We start from the raw sequence: 17453 nt of genomic DNA on the forward strand, positions 1-17453 counted from the left end.
CAGGAAAAGTGTGAGCGGTTTTCCCGGGAAAAGCGCGCAGCGCCTTCCCTAGGGAATTGCGTCAAAACAAAGAGTTAGAGCGGTTCGCCGTTTTCATGAAACGGTGAAACGCTCTAGGACCCGGCACGGTCCTGGCCAAATCCTTCATTCGTCATCCCGCACCGCACCGCGCCGCTCCTTGCCTTACCTTCGGATGACGAACGCCGGGTTTCCATGGAAGATATTTCCGCACCACGGCGCCAAGTCGCAAAATCATTCCTCTACTAAATTTATAGAATTACCTAGCCTTGTCCTTCATCCAACCGGCGAGGACGTTTTCCCGGCGCCGATCCGCAGCGAAGGAGTGGGAATCATGTTCAATCTGACGAGACGCGTTTTCGGCATCGGCCTGCTCGCCGCGACCGTCGGCCTGTCGTTCGGCGCCGCCGCGCAGGACCTGAAGCAGCTCAACATCGGCTATCAGAAGACCGGCCTGCCCGTGATCGCCCGGCAGCAGCAGGTGATCGAAAAGGCGCTCGCCGACAAGGGCGTCACCGTCAAGTGGGTGGAATTCACCGCCGGGCCGCCACTGGTCGAGGCGCTCAATGTCGGCGCCATCGACGTCGGATGGACCGGCGACGCACCGCCGATCTTCGGCCAGTCGGCCGGCGCCAACATCGTCTATGCGGCGGCATTGCCGTCCAATGGCGACGGCGAGGCGATCTTCGTCAAGCCGGCCTCGCCGGTCCAGTCGGTCGCCGACCTCAAGGGCAAGCGCATCGGCGTCGGCAAGGGCACTTCCGCGCATAATCTTCTTGTGGCAGCGCTGGAAAAGGCCGGCGTCCCCTTCGATCAGATCACGCCGGTCTATCTCAGCCCCGCCGATGCGGCGGCCGCCTTCGCCAGCGACCAGATAGACGCCTGGGCGGTCTGGGACCCGTTCTTCGCCATCGCCGAAACACGCTACCAGCCGCGCGTGCTGGCGCGCTCCAGCGATGTGCTCAAGGTCAACACCTATTTCCTCGCCAACAAGGATTTCGCCAAGGCGCATCCCGAAATCATCACCACCACCATCGCCGCCCTCGGCGAGGCGGCGAAATGGGCGGACCAGAACCGTGACAAGGTGGCCGAGGCGCTGCATGAGGTGACCAGCGTGCCGCTCGACGCCCAGACCATCGCCGCCAACCGCAGCAAATTCGGCATCTTTCCAATCACCGACGAGATCGTCGCCAGCCAGCAGGCGACCGCCGACCGTTTCTACAAGCTCGGCCTGATCCCGAAAGCGGTCCGCATCTCCGACGCCGTTTGGGCCGCCCCGGGCAACTGATTTTTCTCGTGCGGCGCCGGGCGGAAACGTCCGGCGCCTTTGCCGTTTGTTCCTGCAATCTCCAGGAGATCTGTCCGTGACTGCGCCAGACATGACCACGCCAGCCAGCCCGCTCGATTTCTTCTGGTTCATCCCGACGCATGGCGACGGCTCCTATCTCGGTTCCGAGGAGCAGCAGCGGCCGCCGGAGTTCGGCTATTTCAAGGAGATCGCTCAGGCGGTCGACAGGCTCGGTTTTCCCGGCGTACTGCTGCCGACCGGGCAGAATTGCGAGGATTCCTGGATCACCGCGACGGGCCTTGCCACGCTCACCGAAAAGCTGAAATTCCTGGTGGCGCTGCGGCCCGGCGTGACGCTGCCGACCTTCGCCGCGCGGCAGACCGCGGCACTCGACCGGCTGAGCAACGGCCGCCTGCTGCTCAATGTCGTGGTCGGCGGCAATCCGACCGAGCTCGCCGGCGACGGCGTCTTCCTGCCGCATGACGAACGCTATGCCCAGGCGCATGAATTCCTGACCATCTGGCGCGGCCTCGTCTCGGGTGAGCGCGTCAATTTCGACGGTAAATATTATCGCGTCGAGAATGGCCGCCTCGACCTTCTGCCAAGCCAGGAGCGGCCGCCGCTCTATTTCGGCGGATCGTCCGACGCCGGCCAGGATCTCGCCGCCGACCTCGTCGACATGTATCTCACATGGGGCGAGCCGCCGGCGCAGGTCGCCGAGAAGCTCGCTTCGGCGCGCAAAAAGGCGGCGCTGCGCGGCAGGAAACTGCGCTTCGGCATCCGGTTGCATTTCATCGTGCGCGAGACCGAGGACGAAGCCTGGCGCGCCGCCGACCGGCTGATCAGCCATGTCACCGACGCCCAGATCGAGAACGCGCAGGCGCGCTTCCTCAACCAGATGGACTCGGTCGGCCAGCGCCGCATGGCCGAGCTGCATGGCGGCCGCCGCGACAAGCTTGTCGTCTCGCCCAATCTGTGGGCCGGCGTCGGCCTGGTGCGCGGCGGCGCCGGCACCGCGCTGGTCGGCACGCCGGAGCAGGTCACCGAGCGCATCCGCGAATACCAGGCGATCGGCATCGACACCATCATCGGCTCCGGCTACCCGCATCTCGAGGAAGCCTACCGCGTCGCCGAGCTTTTGTTCCCGCGCCTCGGGCTCGGCACCAGGCGGCAGCGGGCGCATCGCGACATCGCCAATGAATTCTCGGTCGGCTTCCATGGCGCCGCCCGCCTGCAGGCCTCCTCATGAGCTTTTCCGCGCGCCTCCACGCAAATGCCATCGGCTGGGTGCTGCCGGTCCTGGTGATCGCCGGCTGGGAAGCCGCATCGCGCGCGGGCCTCATGCCGGCCAACGTGCTGCCGGCGCCAAGCGCCGTCGCGGAGGCCTTCTGGCGGCTGACGTTGTCGGGTGAGCTGATCCGCAATATCGGCGTTTCGACGGCGCGCGCGCTTGCCGGCTTTGCCATAGGCGGCTCGATCGGCTTCGCGCTCGGCCTTGCCAACGGGCTGTCGCGGCTCAGCCGCGGCCTGACCGACACGACGCTGCAGATGATCCGCAACATCCCGCATCTGGCGCTGATCCCGCTCGTCATCCTGTGGTTCGGCATCGACGAGGAAGCAAAACTGTTCCTGGTGGCGCTCGGCGTGTTCTTTCCGATCTATGTCAACACGCTGCTCGGCATACAGAGCGTCGATCCGCAGCTGGTCGAGATGGGCCGCGTCTACGGCATGGACCGGCGCGCCCTGTTCTTCCGCGTCATCCTGCCCGGCGCGCTGCCGGCGATCTTCGTCGGCCTGCGCTATGCGCTCGGCATCATGTGGCTGACGCTGATCGTCGCCGAGACCATCTCGGCCAGTTCCGGCCTCGGCTACATGGCCATGCAGGCGCGCGAATTCCTGCTGATCGATGTCGTCGTGCTGTCGATCCTGATCTACGCGCTGCTCGGCAAGCTCGCCGACAGCCTCGCCCGCCTGCTCGAGCGACTGTCGCTCGGCTGGCATCCCGCCTTCCAGAACGGATGAGGTTCCGATGCCAGCCGCCAGCCTGACCTCCATCCGTTCCTTTGTCGCAGCACCAGTGCCGCCGCGCCCGGCGATTTCTGTCGAAGGACGCCGCGCCTTCGCCTTCAAGGGCGTGGAAAAACGCTTCGGCGACAAGATCGTGCTCGACGGTATCGACCTTGACGTACCGGCCGGGCAGTTCGTCGCCGTCATCGGCAAGAGCGGCTGCGGCAAGAGCACGCTGCTCAGGCTGCTGGCCGGGCTCGACCGGCCGACATCGGGATCGCTGACGCTCGGCGCCGAGGAAGAGGGCCACAGCCGCACCCGCTTCATGTTCCAGGAGCCGCGCCTGCTGCCCTGGGCCAGCGTGGTGAAAAACGTCGAGGTCGGGCTGACCGGCATCGCTGCCGGCCAGGACGCAAGGCAACGCGCGCTCGACATTCTGGGCGAAGTCGGCCTCGCCGACCGTGCCGATGAATGGCCCTCCGTGCTGTCCGGCGGCCAGAAACAGCGCGTGGCGCTCGCCCGCGCACTGGTCGGCCAGCCGCAGATCCTGGCGCTCGACGAGCCGCTCGGCGCGCTCGACGCGCTGACCCGCATCGAGATGCAGCAATTGCTGGAGCGCATCTGGCTCGCCCAGAAATTCACCGCCGTGCTGGTCACCCATGATGTCGCCGAGGCGGTCGCGCTCGCCGACCGGGTGGTGGTGATCAGCGCCGGCAGGATCGCGCTCGACCTGGAGGTGCCGGTGGCCCGGCCGCGCCGGCGCGGCTCCGCCGAGCTCGCCCGCCTCGAAGGCACGATCCTGGACCGGCTGTTCGGTTAGGCCTGCGGGCCGCCTTCCCCCACTCCGTCGCTGCTTCTCAGCGCCACCTCTCCCCCTCCGGAGAAGAAGGGCGCCAACCCTGCTTAAGCTCGACGGACGGGGGTGACCTCCCCATCCAAGCTCTACCGGTTCGCCCATACCAGCCCGGCCAGGCCGACGAGCATGGTGACGAGGCCGATGTAAAGCCATTGCGACTGGCCGGTCATGAAGCTGCCGCCGACCACGCCGATGCCTTGCAGCGACCACACCGCACCGACAGCCAGCACAATCAAGGCCAGCAGATTTTTGCTCAGTCTCATTGACGGATCTCACTTTTCAAGTCGATCGTTCGCGGCGCCATGACCGTGATGAAAGAGCCGAAGGAAGCGGTCCAATCACGCCGGATTCTACTTGGATATTAATCCGATATCTTGTCAAAGCGATCTCGCATATCGGTGCGAAGATCATCGAAAATGAATCAAATCGCGCCGGAAAATCCCTGACAGACTGTTACCTCGTGACTCCAAACGTGTGATCTCGCCACGGAACGGACAGATGCTTGCCGCATTTCCTGCCTTATTCGGCACCTAACGGCTGGGGTCTGTCAAAAACGGAGCCATCCCTCAAATATGAAGAACCTAAACCAGACCGCGCTTGTCGCGGTAACGATCGCGGCTGGCCTGATGGTCGGCGCTTCCGCCACTTCGGCAACCGCCGCCGGCCAGTGTGGCCGTGCTTCCTGGTACGCGCTGCACTCGCGCACCGCATCGGGCGAGCGCATGAACCCGTCGGCGTTGACCGCCGCCCACCGCACGCTGCCCTTCGGCACGAAATTGCGGGTCACCAACCAGAACAATGGCCGCAGCGTCATCGTGCGCATCAACGATCGCGGTCCGTTCATCCGGGGTCGCGTGCTCGACCTGTCGAAGGGCGCCGCCGGCCAACTCGGCTTCATCGGTTCCGGCCATACCTCGGTCTGCATGGCGCGTGTCTGACTGTTGCCCGTGTCCGGCAGCAAGGCCGGACACATTTCCTACGCATTTCGGCACTGCACATTGAGCCGGCTCCGCCGTTCCAGGCGGATTTGCAACGCTTTGGACGAAAGAACCATTGGTCACGCCACGTGACGTATTGCATCGCAGCAATTAGTTGTTAACTTTGCCACGAGACATTTGAGGCTCGGCGCTGCTCGTCGTCCCTTCGGTCGCAGCAGCAGCGGGGTTGTCGATGTTCTACCAGCTCTACGAAATGAACCATGCGGCGCTGCAGCCGGCCCGGCTCTATGCCGACGCGGTGCGGATGTTCTATTCCAACCCGCTCAATCCGATTGCGCACACGCCCTGGGGCCGTTCGGTCGCGGCGGGCGCCGAACTGTTCGAGCGCACCACGCGCCGCTACGGCAAGCCCACCTTCGGCCTCGACAAGACCGTCGTCGACTGGAAGAGCGTCGACGTCACCGAAAAGACCGTCTGGTCGAAGCCGTTCTGCAATCTCGTCCGCTTCGAACGCGCCGTTCCCGCCGGCCGCAAGCCGGATCCGAAGCTGCTGATCGTGGCGCCGATGTCGGGCCACTATGCGACGCTGCTGCGCGGCACTGTGGAAGCCATGTTGCCCCATGCCGATGTCCACATCACCGACTGGGTCGACGCCCGCATGGTACCGCTGGCGGACGGCAGCTTCGATCTCGACGACTATATCGACTACATCGTCGACATGTTTCACGCGCTCGGTCCCGACACCCATGTGATGGCGGTGTGCCAGCCTTCCGTGCCGGTTCTGGCGGCGGTGGCGCTGATGGAGGCGAAGGGCGATCCCTTCGTGCCCTCGACCATGACGCTTATGGGCGGGCCGATCGACACGCGCCGCAACCCGACCGCGGTCAACCTGCTCGCCGAGGAAAAGGGCATCGACTGGTTCCGCGACAATGTCGTCATGCGCGCGCCCTGGCCGGTGCCGGGTTTCGGCCGCGAGGTCTATCCGGGCTTCCTGCAGCTGTCGGGCTTCATGAGCATGAACCTCGACCGCCACATCATCGCCCACAAGGACTTCTTCATGCACCTTGTGAAGCATGACGGCGACAATGCCGAGAAGCACCGCGACTTCTATGACGAGTACCTGGCCGTCATGGACCTGACGGCGGAATTCTACCTGCAGACCGTCGACACCGTGTTCGTGCGCCATGCCTTGCCCAAGGGCGAGATGATGCATCGCGGCACCCTCATCGACACATCTGATATCCGCAACGTCGCCTTGTTCACGGTCGAGGGCGAGAATGACGACATATCGGGCCTTGGCCAGACCAGGGCGGCGCAGGATCTGTGCGTCAATATTCCGGCCGACAAGAAGGCGCATTACGTCCAGCCGGCGGTCGGCCACTACGGCGTCTTCAACGGCTCGCGCTTCCGCTCCGAGATCGTGCCGCGCATCGTCGATTTCATCACCAGCTATGGCCGCCAGAACCGCGTCGCGGTGAAGCCGAAGTTGGTCCGCACCGCCAAGCGGTAGGCCATTCCCGGACAAAGCCTGAAAAATCGGCCGCCACTCCGATTCTGTTGCACAATAGACGCTGTGCCTCCCCGCGGGTAACCATGCCGCAAATCAGTCCGTCGTCGTAATTGACACGGACTGTCAATCGCCCTTAACGTTTCGTTAACAACAGGGTGAGCGGGGACAATGAATTCCTCAACAATGGCGAGAAGGCTGCGTTTGTACGTGGCTGCGGCCGGTCTGGCAGCCACGGGAGGCTGGATGGCTCCGGCCTTGGCGGCCGGAGCGATGGCGACAGGGGGGATCACCTCGCAGCCGATCGGCCACTATGATTTCTGCAAGCTGCATCCCGGCGAATGCTCGATCCGTCCGAGCAATCTGGCGCCGGCCAGGATGACCAACGGGCTGATGAGCAAGCTCGCCGGCGTCACCGCCCGGGTCAACGCCGCCGTCAAGCCGATGAGCGACATGGACATTTACGGCAAGGACGAGGTCTGGGCCTATCCCGACAAGGGCGTCGGCGATTGCGAGGACTATGTTCTGGAGAAGCGCCGCCGGCTGTCCCGCATGGGCATCTCGCTTTCCGATCTTCTCATCACCGTGGTGCGCAAGCCCGACGGCGAAGGCCATTCCGTGCTGACCGTGCGCACCGACAAGGGCGACTACGTGCTCGACAACCTGACCGACAAGGTCAAGGCCTGGGACCAGACCGGCTACCGGTTCCTCAAGCGGCAGGCGATCGACAACACCGGCCGCTGGGTCTCCATCCGCGGTGGCCAGCAGGTGCTGGTCGGGTCGGTGGAGTAGGGACTGGGAATGCGGGAGCCGTTTGAGGCGGCCGCGCCCGTCGCTTCGTCATCCTAGGGTCTCCGCGACGTCGCTTCGCGACTGCTCCGCCCGTGGATGACGAAGGCGTGGAGGCCCACCACGCATCCCCGCGAAAAAATCTCCGCCTCTCCATGAACCATTTCCGTCCGCCCGGCGACACACAGCCGTGAACGACAGAAACCCAACCATGGAGACTTCAAATGACTGCTTTCCTGCGCAATACCCTTCTCGCCTTCGCCGCCGTGTCGGCCCTGGGCGGATCCGCGATGGCCGACCAGACGGTCAGCTGCGCCCACACCAACCTCAATGACCTTTGGGCCGGCCGCTGTTGCGGCACAGCCGGCGCGTCGGACTGCCTGGGCGGCGGCAACAACGGCCACGACCATGGTGGCTCGACCAAGGGCGGCAACCCCAATGGCAGCACGGCCGGCAAGCCCTGATCTCGCCACAGTGGCCCGCCGGCTGCCGCCGGCGGGCACTGTCTTGCGCTCCGGCGGACCGTAGCGAAAGCCGGATAAGATGAGTTACTTCAGCCGGCCGAGCGCGGCGCGGATCGAGGCGGTGATGCGGCGTAGGTCCGCTTCGTCGAGCTTCTCGATGTTCTCGGCCAGGAGGTTGGCGAGCTCGGTGGCGGCCGGATTGAGGCCCGACGTGTCGAGCCGCACGCGCGGATGCGAGGCTTCGGCCAGCCGCGCCAATTCCTCGGCATCGTCCCAGATGATGTTGAAATAGCCGATGATCTTCTGGATCAGCGTCCAGGTCGGCGCGCCGCGCCTGCCATGCTCGAGCGCCGAGAGATAGGCGGCGCTGACGCCGATCGCCGCCGCCATGTCCTTCTGGCTGACGCCGCGCTCGTGCCGCAGCGCCCGCAGCCTCTCGCCGAACGGCGTCATGCGCCCGGCCTCCCAACCCTCATGAACGCACCCGCCGCAGCCTGATATAGAGCGCGCCAGCACCGCCATGGTTGCGGGCGGCATGGTCGTGGCTGGAGACAAGCGGCCGGAAGGCCGGCGTCGACAGCCAGGCCGGCACCGCGCGCCGCAGCACGCCGTCGCCGCCGGAGGACGACCCCTTGCCGGTGATGACCAGCACATAGCGGACGCCGCCGGCATGCGCCCGGTGCAGGAACGAGAACAGCAGCGAATAGGCCTCGTCCTGCGTCATGCCATGCAGGTCGACGCGGCCTTCGATCGGCAGCCGGCCCTTCGACAATTTGTCCAGCGTCGGCTCGTCGAGCCGGTGCGTGACATGCTGCACCTTCGGCTTTGCCGCTCCCGGCGCACTGGCGGCGGGCTGGGCCGTCTGCGGCGCCGCCGGCTTGGCCTCGACTGCGATGTCGGGAATGTCGACCGAAATCCTGCCCTTGAGCGGCTTGGCCGTGCGCGCCACAAGGTTCCACAGCACCCGGTCGTCTTCGCTTAGCCTGTCCGGACGCTTGCTCATCTCGCGCCCCCGGCCAGCGCGCGCGGCACCAGCGCATAGAAATCGGCGGCGTTGCGCACCACGCCGGCGATCTCGCCGGCGGCGTCGCCCGAACCGGCGAAGAGATCGCCGCGCGCCGGTCCGGTGATGGCCGAGCCGGTGTCCTGCGCGATCATCAGCCGGCGGAACGGTTTTGCGTCGAAGGCGGTCAGCGTCGGCGCGTCGATGTAGAAGGGCGTGCCGAATGTGTGCAGCAGCCGGTCGACCGCGACCGAACGGCCCGGCGTCAGCGGCACCTTGGCGGCGGCGATCGGGCCGAGCGCGGCGTCCTCGACATCGGCCTCGCGGAAGAAGATGTAGGAGCGGTTCCGCCACAGGATCTCGTCGATGCGCCGCGGATGCGCCTTGAACCAGGCGCGGATCGACTGCATCGTCACCTCGGCCAGCGGGATTTCGCCAAGCTCGCTCAACACCTTGCCCGGCCCGGTGAAGCGCTGGCCCGACTTGGCGGCGTAGGTGACGCGGCGCAGCCGGCCGTCGGTCATGGCGAGCCGTGCGGCGCCTTGCACATGGATGAAGAAGGCATCGACCTTGTCGGCCAGCCAGGCGATCTCCAGCCCTTGGCCCTCAAGCACGCCGCGCTCGATCGCGCCACGGTCGAAATACTCGGCCAGTCCACCCTCCGTCCGGCGCGCGAAGGCGAGGTAGGGATCCATCCCTTGCGGCCGGTTGGCGTCGTCGACATCGGCGAGATCGGCCGGCCGCGACAGCAGCGGCACGACGAAGCGTTCCGTGCGCACCGGCGAGGCCTCGACCTGCGGCTCGTAGAAGCCGGTGACGAGCCCGGCGCCGCTCTCGGCGCGGACCAGCATCGGCACAAAATGGCTCTCGAAGAAAGTTCGCGCCTCGATCCGGGTCGAGGGCGCTGCAGCGCGCGCCTCCGCATAAGCAGCCGCGAAGGCATTAAAATCGACGCCGAGCGCGCCGCTGCGATAGGGTTTTACCGGCACATGGAAGGCGGAGCGGCGAAACGCCTCGAAGGCCGGCAGGGGGTCGTCGTCACCCCAGCCGGGCAGGTCGTCGAAGGATTTTTCGATGAAGAGAGGCGATAGCGGCACCGGAGCCCCGTCGCTTTAAAGCGCGTCGTGTTTGAAGAAAGTCATGCGACGCGCTTCGGGTCCTGGTTTTGATGCAAGTCGTTGTCCCAAAACCGCTTCGCACTTTTGGGCGACATGCATCGGGGCTCAGTCTTCTTCTTCGGTGGCGACGAGCTTCCAGTTCGGATCGCGCGAGCGCGTGTCGCGGGCGAAGGTCCAGACATCCTTGACCTCGGCCACGGTTTCCGGATCGCCGTCGATCACCGCGCCGGCCTTGTCGCGCGTCGCGGAAATCAGCTCGCTGATGATGCGCAGCGTGACATGCGCCTCGCCGCCCTTCATCTCGGCCGAGACGATATCGGCCTTGTCGATGCCGACGAAGGAGGACTGGATCTTTTCCGACTTGGCCTCGCGCTCGCCGATCGCGGCGACGAACCCGTCGAACACCTCGCGCGACAACAGGTTCTTCAGCGTTTTGCGGTCGCCATCGGCATAGGCCATGACGATCATCTCATAGGCCATCTTGGCGCCGTCGATGAACCCCTTCGGATCGAAGGACGGGTCATTGTCCTTGATCGCGCGCAGGCCCTTGTTGAGGTCTGTATCGGGCTTGGCGAAGGCGTCGATCGCCGTATAGGCGTCGGCCGGCGCCGGCTCGCCCGGCAGGCGCTTGCGCGGCAGCGAAACGACATTTTCGGGCTTCTGCGTGGCGTCCTTCTCGGTACGCGCCGCCGAGTACGGATCGAAGGGCGGCCGCTCGCTACCGGTCCGACGGCCCAGCACGTTGCGCAGTTGGAAGAAGATCACCACCGCCGCGATCAGGAAGAAAATCGTGCCGAAGTCGAAGAAGCCCATATCTTCCGCCAATCAATCCCTGCCTCTAGGCCGGACCATCCGGCCAACAGGCCGCGGTCGCATAGCGTTCAACATTCAAAGCATATAGAACGCAAGGCGCAATCATTCAAATCAAAGGCAGGCATACCTATCTAACAGCCTCAGTGCCAGCGGCGATTGGCCGCCCAGGCGCAAAACAATCGAAACGACCAACGACCGGAAGGTTGGCAAGACTTGCGCATTTCGCTGCTTCCCCTTTTTCTTCTCGCCCTTCCGCTCATGGAAATCGCCGGTTTCGTCATCGTCGGCCGTGAGGTCGGCGCGCTGGCGACGGTCGGCCTGGTGCTGGCCTCCAGCATCGCCGGCGTGCTGTTGCTCCGCCACCAGGGGTTCGGCGTCATGGCGCGGGTGCGCGCCGAGATGGACGCCGGCCATGACCCCAGCCGCCACCTCGCCCACGGCGCCATGATCGTGGTCGCCGCGATCCTCCTGATCATCCCCGGCTTCATCACCGACATTATCGGCCTGCTCCTGTTCCTGCCGCCGGTGCGCGACCTGGCCTGGCGCCGGTTCAAGGGCCGCATCGTCGTCGCCACCGATTTCTCGGCCGGCGGCTTTCGCCGGTCGCGCGACAAGGTCATCGACCTCGACGACGGCGACTATTCGCGCGAGGACGATTTCAAGCGCGGCCCGGACCACAATTCGCCATGGCGGCGGCTGAAGGACGATTGAGACTGCACCGATATTCAGGTGATGCCGGTCTGCAAATGGCTGATACCTGCGCTTCCGGTGCTCACGTACTTCAAGTACGCTCCGCGGTATCAACCATTTTCGCCTCGGCCTGGCCTGAATCTCGATGCAGTCTGGGTCCACTCCGGTGACAAGGCGGCAAACCTTGTCTTGTCATGCCGGCCATGGTAGCGAACGCCCGATTTCAATTCGGTCAGCAACGCTGCCCAGGGGAAAAGGATATAAGGCTCATGGCCAGCAATGATGACGCGCCGACCGGCGCAGCCAACGGAAACGGCAACGCGGCGCAGCCGTCGCTCAACGTGCTCGCCCAGTATGTGAAGGACCTGTCCTTCGAAAGCCCCGGCGCGCCGAACTCGCTGCGCGGCCGCGACAAGGCCCCCGGCATCGCCATCAACGTCAATGTCAACGCCAACCCGCTCTCCGACAAGCAGTTCGACGTCAACCTGACGCTGAACGCCAAGGCCTCCTTCGACCAGGAAGTGCTGTTCAACGTCGAGCTGGTCTATGGCGGCGTCTTCGCCATTTCGGGCTTCCCGCAGGAGCACATGCTGCCGATCCTGTTCATCGAATGCCCGCGCCTGCTTTTCCCCTTCGCCCGCCAGATCATCGCCGAGGCGACCCGCAATGGCGGCTTCCCGCCGCTGATGCTCGACCCGATCGACTTCGCGCAGATGTTCCAGCAGAAGATCGCCGAGGACCAGGCCGCCGCGTCGAAGATCAAGGTGAGCTGAGGTTTCTCCTCCTCGTTTCTGAAAAGCCCGGCCTCGCGCCGGGCTTTTTATTTGGAGGTGCCACGCTTTCCCTCGTGCCTTCCTTGCCAACCGCTCCCCCAACCCTGCGGAGCAGCGCACAACTCCTGCGGATTTCAGAACACTCCGTAACGTCACCCCGCCCTATCATCGCCGCCTCAGGCAAAGGCGTCCCGGCGGTCGCAGCCGCCCCCGCGTCGGCGGTCCGCCGGGACGAGCCTGCTTCCGTGCATGTCCCAAAACCCCTGCACTTCTGGGCGGCATGCACCAACGACAAAGGGAACGACGATGAAATTCATGCTGACCGACCGCAAACTGCACCCGCAGGCCAAGCCCGTCGCCGACGATTTCAAGACCGGCGCCATCAGCCGCCGCGAATATCTGGCGCTGATGGCCGGTCTCGGCGTCAGCGCCGCCGGCGCGTTTGCCCTGGGCGGCCTTGCCCCGACCCCTGCCCGCGCGGCCGAGCCGAAGAAGGGCGGCACCTTGCGCGTCGCCATGAACGTCAAGGGTTTCAAGGACCCGCGCACCTTCGACGGCGTCGAAATGTCCAACGTCGCCCGCCACTGCAACGAATATCTGGTGCGCTGGAACACCGATTTCTCGTTCGAGCCCTGGCTCTTGGAAAAATGGGAGATGAGCGACGACGCCAAGACGCTGACCCTGCATGTGCGCAAGGGCATTTCCTGGTCGAACGGCGACGCCTTCAACGCCGACGATGTCGTCCACAACCTCACCCGCTGGTGCGAGGCGGGCGTGGCCGGCAATTCGGTCGCCGCGCGCATGGGCGCGCTGGTCAATGCCGACACCAAGAAGGCGGTCGATGGCGGCATCGAGAAGGTCGACGACTACACGATCAAGCTGAACCTGCCGAAGCCCGACATTTCGCTGATCGCCGGCATGGCCGACTATCCCGCGCTGATCATGCACCGCTCCTATGCCGGCGACGGCGACCCGATGAAGGCGCTCGCCATCACCACCGGCCCCTGCGAGCTGGTGAAATGGGACGCCGAGACGGGTGCGGAGGTGAAGCGCAAGGACAAGCCGTGGTGGAAGGGCGAGTTCTATCTGGATGGCATCCAGTGGATCGACTACGGCTCCGACCCCAACGCCATGCTGTCGGCCTTCGAATCCGGCGAGATCGACACCGACCACGAAACCGCCTCGGACGCGGTTTCGCAGACCGACAAGATGGGGCTGAAGAATTCCGAGATCGCCACCGGCTCGACCATCGTCGCGCGCTTCAACATCGGCAACGCGCCCTATGACGACATCAAGGTCCGCCGCGCCGCCCAGCTCGCCGTCGACAACGCGGCCGTGCTGGCGCTCGGCCTCGGCGGCCGGGGAAAACCCGCCGACAACCACCATGTCGGCCCCATGCACCCCGAATATGCCGATATCGGCCCGGCCAGGCGCGACATGGAGGAGGCGAAAAAACTGCTCGCCGCCTCCGCCAAGCCCGACCATGAATATGAGCTGATCTCGGTCGACGTCGAATGGCAGAAGAGCACCGGCGACGCGATATCCGCGCAGATGCGCGAGGCCGGCCTCAAGATCAAGCGCACCGTGCTGCCCGCCGCCACCTTCTGGAACGACTGGAGCAAATACCCCTTCTCCTGCACCGAATGGCTGGGACGGCCGCTCGGCGTCCAGGTGCTGGCGCTCGCCTATAAATCCGGCGCGGCCTGGAACGAGAGCGCCTATGCCAGCAAGGAGTTCGACGACCTCCTGGACAAGGCGCTCGCCACCCCCGACGCCAAGGCCCGCAAGGAGATCATGGCCGGCATCGAGAAGAACCTGCGGGACTCAGGCATCATCATCCAGCCCTACTGGCGGTCGGTGTACCGGACCTATCGCAAGGGCGTGGAGGGCTGCGAGCAGCACCAGGCGCTGGAGCAGCATTTCGAGAAGGTGTGGATTGAGGGGTGAGGCGCCGACGCTTCTTACCTTCTCCCCTTGCGGGGTGAGAAGCGGTCCGCGTAGCGGACGAAAAGCCAATTGCTTGGCTTTTCGAGCTTCGAACGCCCTGAGCCATGCGAAGGGCGGGGGCGCCGAGCCTTGCCGCCCCACCTTCACCGCCAGCGCCGCCCCTCACTGTCCTGCCGGACATCTCTCCCCGTAAACGGGGCGAGAGTAGCTGGCCGCAACGCCGGCGCCTTCCTTGCAACGTTGGCGATTGGCGAAAGCGGCGATGCCAGCCCCTTCGCCCCGTTTACGGGGAGAAGATGGCGGCAGCCAGATGAGGGGCAGCGCCGACGCTCACCTTCCTGTCGCGGACTTTGACAGACGCTGACATCGGCACCAGTTACCGCCCATCCCTCACCAGCGTCCAGATCCACCCAACAAAAGTCAGCACCAGGAACGGATAGCCTGCCGCCGGCAGCGGCGACGAGGTCGGCAGCAAGGGCGCGCCCCACAGGATCATGCCGGCCGAGATGACAAACAGCACGGCGGCGACGAGCGCGGTGAGCCGCATCCACAGCGCGAACGTGCCCGGCGCGCTGACCATGACCAGCCCCGCCGCCCAGAGCGAAATGCCGCCGACATAGGAAGGCACGCTGGCCTCCAGCCCCGCCGCATTGCCGGCCAGCAGCAGGCTCTCGCCGGCCAGGAAGGTCAGGAAGCCGGCGGCGACGCAATCATTGCCCAGCCGCTGGTATTTCATGGTGAGCAGCGCGGTGGCGACGACGAGCGCCACGCCGTCGATCGTCCACAGCGTTTCGCGCAGCGGCGCGCTGGCGACGAAGGTGCCGGCAAGGCCGAAGGCGCCGCCGATCGCGAGGCCGAGAGAGGCGACGGTGTTTGAGGTGGTGCGCATGTGGGGGTCCCCAAGCCGCGGAAGATACGCCAAGGGACAAACAACTCAAGGCGGCTAGCAGCAATTGTCCCAAAGAGCCTATTCAGGCCCCGGGGTGGTTTCCAGTGATAGTCAGCAGATAAGCACCTCCTGCAATGCACTGCGCTCTGGTCTGCAAGGGGTTGCAATCCAAAATAGAGGATATAGGTTGAATTAACAAAAATGCTTCGGGGGGAGCAATGGAAAAGTCATTTAATCTTGACCGCTTCAAGGCAATAGACCCTGCTGCGGATCAGTACGAACGACAGCTTCGGCGGCTGATCGACGACGGCGCTGACGTTACGTGCATCGAAAAGGCAGTGCAGGGGGCCCTCAAAAATCTCTCCGGCGATGGTCGTCGCGCGTTTGTAATCTACGGCGAACCGCAAAGCGGAAAAACGGAGATGATGATATGCCTTACGGCAAAATTATTGGATGACGGCCGGCGGTTCATTGTCCATCTGCTGAATGATAGCGTAGATCTATTGGGTCAAAACCTTGGTCGATTCCAAGACTCGGGCTTGGCCCCATCTGCACAGAATTACACCGAGATTCTCGACCCGTCGATCGACGTGAAGTCCCGACGTTATGTCATCTTTGCAAAGAAGAATGCTGGTGACTTGGAAAAACTTCTAGAGAAAATCGGCGCACTCAAAGATATCGTTGTGATTGACGATGAAGCTGATTTCGCGTCACCTAACTCGAAGATCAACAACGCGCAGAGAACCCGGATAAATCAGTTGATCCACGATATTCTCGGATCAACCGGGGATTACATCGGAGTAACGGCTACCCCCGCTCGGCTAGATTTGAACAACACGTTCGACAACGACAGCCGCCTCTGGGTCAATTTTCCTCCACATCCTATGTATACGGGCCAGGACATTTTCTTCCCCGTAGAGTGGCCCAGTAAGAACTTGTCACTACCATTTCAGCTTCAGTTGCTTCCAGATCGCGGTGACGACCCGAAATATGCCAGACGAGCACTCTTCGGATTTCTAGTAAACGTTTCCTACCTCAACCAGTATGTAAACCAGGCGGAGGCAAATTACTCGCTTCTGGTTCACACAAGCGGGAAGCGGATCGACCATAAAAGTGACTGGTCCATCATGCAAGACACGTTGGCCTCCTTAACCAACAGCCAGAGCAAAAAGTTCGATGGCTATGTAAGGGAGATATGGACTCTCGCCAACGAGCGCTATCCGGACGTCGATCCAGACCGAGTTACATCATATATCGTCAAAAATATAAGTAGAAATGCAGTCATAATATTAAATAGCGACCGTGATCTCACAAGAAAAGGACGATCTGCTACGCGCCCAGCTTCGCTGTTCACGATTGTTATTGGAGGAAACATCGTGTCTCGCGGAGTAACCTTTGAAAATCTCCTGTCCATGTTCTTTACACGCGACGTGAAGCACAAGATACAGCAGGATACCTACATACAGCGCGCTCGGATGTTCGGAGCAAGGGGGAAATATCTAAGGTTCTTTGAGCTAACGATTCCAAACGCGCTATACGCGGATTGGCACAGATGTTTTGTGTTTCACAAGCTAGCACTCGAGGCAATTAGGGAAGGGAAAGGGTCTCCAGTTTGGTTGGGAGATCATCGAATATCCGCCGTTTCGAGCGCCAGCATCGATCGATCTACCGTTGACATGAACAAGGGAGAAATGGGGTTCGGGCTCTTTGAGTTCGATTCCGGAATTGACCAGAGGATACAATCTCTGAATTCAGTCAGCGCCAAACTGGAGGCGCTTCAGAAGGAATTGGGAGAGTCAGGATTCCCCGAGTATCTTAAACGTTACATATTTCGGACCGCGAGTCCTAGCGTAGAGCAAGCCGTTGCCGTGCATCCGTCGTCGAGCATCGAGGGATACAAGGACGCTGAGGGACTCGATAAAGCAGCAATCGAGAGGCGACGCGGACTTATTGGGCAGTCTCAGACTGCCCAATTTCCTAATGCGCTTCATCATCTCAAGGTCTTCACCAACAGTAGCGGAAAGGGGAGGCTCTTTTATAAATTCTCGGGCTCGATCCAATTTATCAAGAACACGAAATGATAGCCGAGCTTGACCGTTATCATGGAGTCGCCTTGCGGCTTATAATAGCAAGTTCAGAAAAGCCAATTACTATTGGTAAATGCGATACATATGGGCGCCTAAACAGCTATTCTTTGAATAATAAAATTGCAATATACTTGAAGCATTCAACCAAACGCCTTACGCCTTGGGCGTTTAGTTTTACCATAGATCACTTGAAGGAACTAGTCGATTTGACCCAACTTGAACAGTTGGACGTGAACGGATAGCGAACACTGTCCGTTAAGCCATTG

General features: G+C 63.0%; 18 protein-coding genes. 12 read left to right on the forward strand and 6 right to left on the reverse strand.

The window, feature by feature from the left end:
• Positions 1 to 352: 352 nt before the first annotated feature.
• The 4 genes from QQK95_RS20895 (at position 353) to QQK95_RS20910 (ending at position 4133) form a co-directional block, all read left to right on the forward strand.
• Positions 353 to 1306 (forward strand): sulfonate ABC transporter substrate-binding protein, encoded by a 954-nt coding sequence (locus QQK95_RS20895; protein WP_284276218.1) that lies wholly within the window; start codon positions 353 to 355, stop codon positions 1304 to 1306.
• Positions 1307 to 1397: 91 nt separating this feature from the next.
• Positions 1398 to 2555, forward strand: coding sequence for an FMNH2-dependent alkanesulfonate monooxygenase (gene ssuD, locus QQK95_RS20900; RefSeq protein ID WP_284276251.1), 1158 nt, complete (start codon positions 1398 to 1400; stop codon positions 2553 to 2555).
• Positions 2552 to 3328, forward strand: coding sequence for an ABC transporter permease subunit (locus QQK95_RS20905; protein ID WP_284276219.1), 777 nt, complete (start codon positions 2552 to 2554; stop codon positions 3326 to 3328). Before ssuD ends, QQK95_RS20905 begins: the two co-directional genes overlap by 4 nt.
• 7 nt (positions 3329 to 3335) lie before the next feature.
• On the forward strand, positions 3336 to 4133 hold the full coding sequence (locus QQK95_RS20910; RefSeq protein ID WP_284276221.1) for an ATP-binding cassette domain-containing protein: 798 nt from the start codon (positions 3336 to 3338) through the stop codon (positions 4131 to 4133).
• Positions 4134 to 4255: 122 nt separating this feature from the next.
• Here QQK95_RS20910 and QQK95_RS20915 read toward each other — a convergent pair whose 3' ends face one another.
• The gene (locus tag QQK95_RS20915) at positions 4256 to 4432 is read right to left on the reverse strand and encodes a hypothetical protein (protein ID WP_284276223.1); all 177 of its coding nucleotides are present in this window, start codon (positions 4430 to 4432) and stop codon (positions 4256 to 4258) included.
• Between the two features lie 309 nt (positions 4433 to 4741).
• Here QQK95_RS20915 and QQK95_RS20920 point away from each other — a divergent pair, with 309 nt between their 5' ends.
• The 4 genes from QQK95_RS20920 (at position 4742) to QQK95_RS20935 (ending at position 7867) form a co-directional block, all read left to right on the forward strand.
• Entirely contained in the window at positions 4742 to 5107 is a 366-nt protein-coding gene (locus QQK95_RS20920; protein WP_284276225.1) for a septal ring lytic transglycosylase RlpA family protein, read from the forward strand.
• Between the two features lie 232 nt (positions 5108 to 5339).
• The gene (locus QQK95_RS20925; protein WP_284276227.1) at positions 5340 to 6617 is read left to right on the forward strand and encodes a polyhydroxyalkanoate depolymerase; all 1278 of its coding nucleotides are present in this window, start codon (positions 5340 to 5342) and stop codon (positions 6615 to 6617) included.
• A gap of 168 nt (positions 6618 to 6785) precedes the next feature.
• On the forward strand, positions 6786 to 7406 hold the full coding sequence (locus QQK95_RS20930; RefSeq protein ID WP_284276228.1) for a transglutaminase-like cysteine peptidase: 621 nt from the start codon (positions 6786 to 6788) through the stop codon (positions 7404 to 7406).
• A gap of 221 nt (positions 7407 to 7627) precedes the next feature.
• A complete protein-coding gene (locus QQK95_RS20935) occupies positions 7628 to 7867 on the forward strand; it encodes a hypothetical protein (RefSeq protein WP_284276230.1) in 240 nt (79 codons plus the stop codon).
• Positions 7868 to 7951: 84 nt separating this feature from the next.
• Here the strand turns inward: QQK95_RS20935 and QQK95_RS20940 are convergent, their stop codons facing one another.
• The 4 genes from QQK95_RS20940 to QQK95_RS20955 all read right to left on the reverse strand — a co-directional run bounded on the left by QQK95_RS20940 (position 7952) and on the right by QQK95_RS20955 (position 10801).
• Positions 7952 to 8320, reverse strand: a complete 369-nt coding sequence (locus QQK95_RS20940; protein ID WP_284276232.1) for a helix-turn-helix domain-containing protein — start codon at positions 8318 to 8320, stop codon at positions 7952 to 7954.
• Between the two features lie 19 nt (positions 8321 to 8339).
• Entirely contained in the window at positions 8340 to 8870 is a 531-nt protein-coding gene (locus tag QQK95_RS20945; RefSeq protein ID WP_284276234.1) for a Smr/MutS family protein, read from the reverse strand.
• On the reverse strand, positions 8867 to 9967 hold the full coding sequence (gene mltA, locus QQK95_RS20950) for a murein transglycosylase A (protein ID WP_284276236.1): 1101 nt from the start codon (positions 9965 to 9967) through the stop codon (positions 8867 to 8869). The genes QQK95_RS20945 and mltA overlap by 4 nt, the downstream gene beginning before the upstream one ends.
• A 126-nt stretch (positions 9968 to 10093) precedes the next feature.
• Complete coding sequence (locus QQK95_RS20955) at positions 10094 to 10801, reverse strand: Tim44/TimA family putative adaptor protein (RefSeq protein ID WP_284276253.1); 708 nt, start codon at positions 10799 to 10801, stop codon at positions 10094 to 10096.
• Positions 10802 to 11014: 213 nt separating this feature from the next.
• Between QQK95_RS20955 and QQK95_RS20960 the strand changes: the two genes are divergently transcribed.
• The 3 genes from QQK95_RS20960 (at position 11015) to QQK95_RS20970 (ending at position 14211) form a co-directional block, all read left to right on the forward strand.
• A complete protein-coding gene (locus tag QQK95_RS20960; RefSeq protein WP_038650885.1) occupies positions 11015 to 11512 on the forward strand; it encodes an FxsA family protein in 498 nt (165 codons plus the stop codon).
• A 248-nt stretch (positions 11513 to 11760) separates the two neighbouring features.
• On the forward strand, positions 11761 to 12264 hold the full coding sequence (gene secB / locus QQK95_RS20965; protein WP_284276239.1) for a protein-export chaperone SecB: 504 nt from the start codon (positions 11761 to 11763) through the stop codon (positions 12262 to 12264).
• Between the two features lie 306 nt (positions 12265 to 12570).
• On the forward strand, positions 12571 to 14211 hold the full coding sequence (locus tag QQK95_RS20970; RefSeq protein ID WP_284276241.1) for an ABC transporter substrate-binding protein: 1641 nt from the start codon (positions 12571 to 12573) through the stop codon (positions 14209 to 14211).
• A gap of 376 nt (positions 14212 to 14587) precedes the next feature.
• Here QQK95_RS20970 and QQK95_RS20975 read toward each other — a convergent pair whose 3' ends face one another.
• Positions 14588 to 15100 (reverse strand): hypothetical protein, encoded by a 513-nt coding sequence (locus tag QQK95_RS20975; protein ID WP_284276243.1) that lies wholly within the window; start codon positions 15098 to 15100, stop codon positions 14588 to 14590.
• A 218-nt stretch (positions 15101 to 15318) separates the two neighbouring features.
• Between QQK95_RS20975 and QQK95_RS20980 the strand changes: the two genes are divergently transcribed.
• Complete coding sequence (locus QQK95_RS20980) at positions 15319 to 17181, forward strand: Z1 domain-containing protein (RefSeq protein WP_284276245.1); 1863 nt, start codon at positions 15319 to 15321, stop codon at positions 17179 to 17181.
• Positions 17182 to 17453: the final 272 nt, after the last annotated feature.

This window comes from Mesorhizobium huakuii (assembly GCF_030160235.1).
GTDB lineage: Bacteria > Pseudomonadota > Alphaproteobacteria > Rhizobiales > Rhizobiaceae > Mesorhizobium > Mesorhizobium huakuii.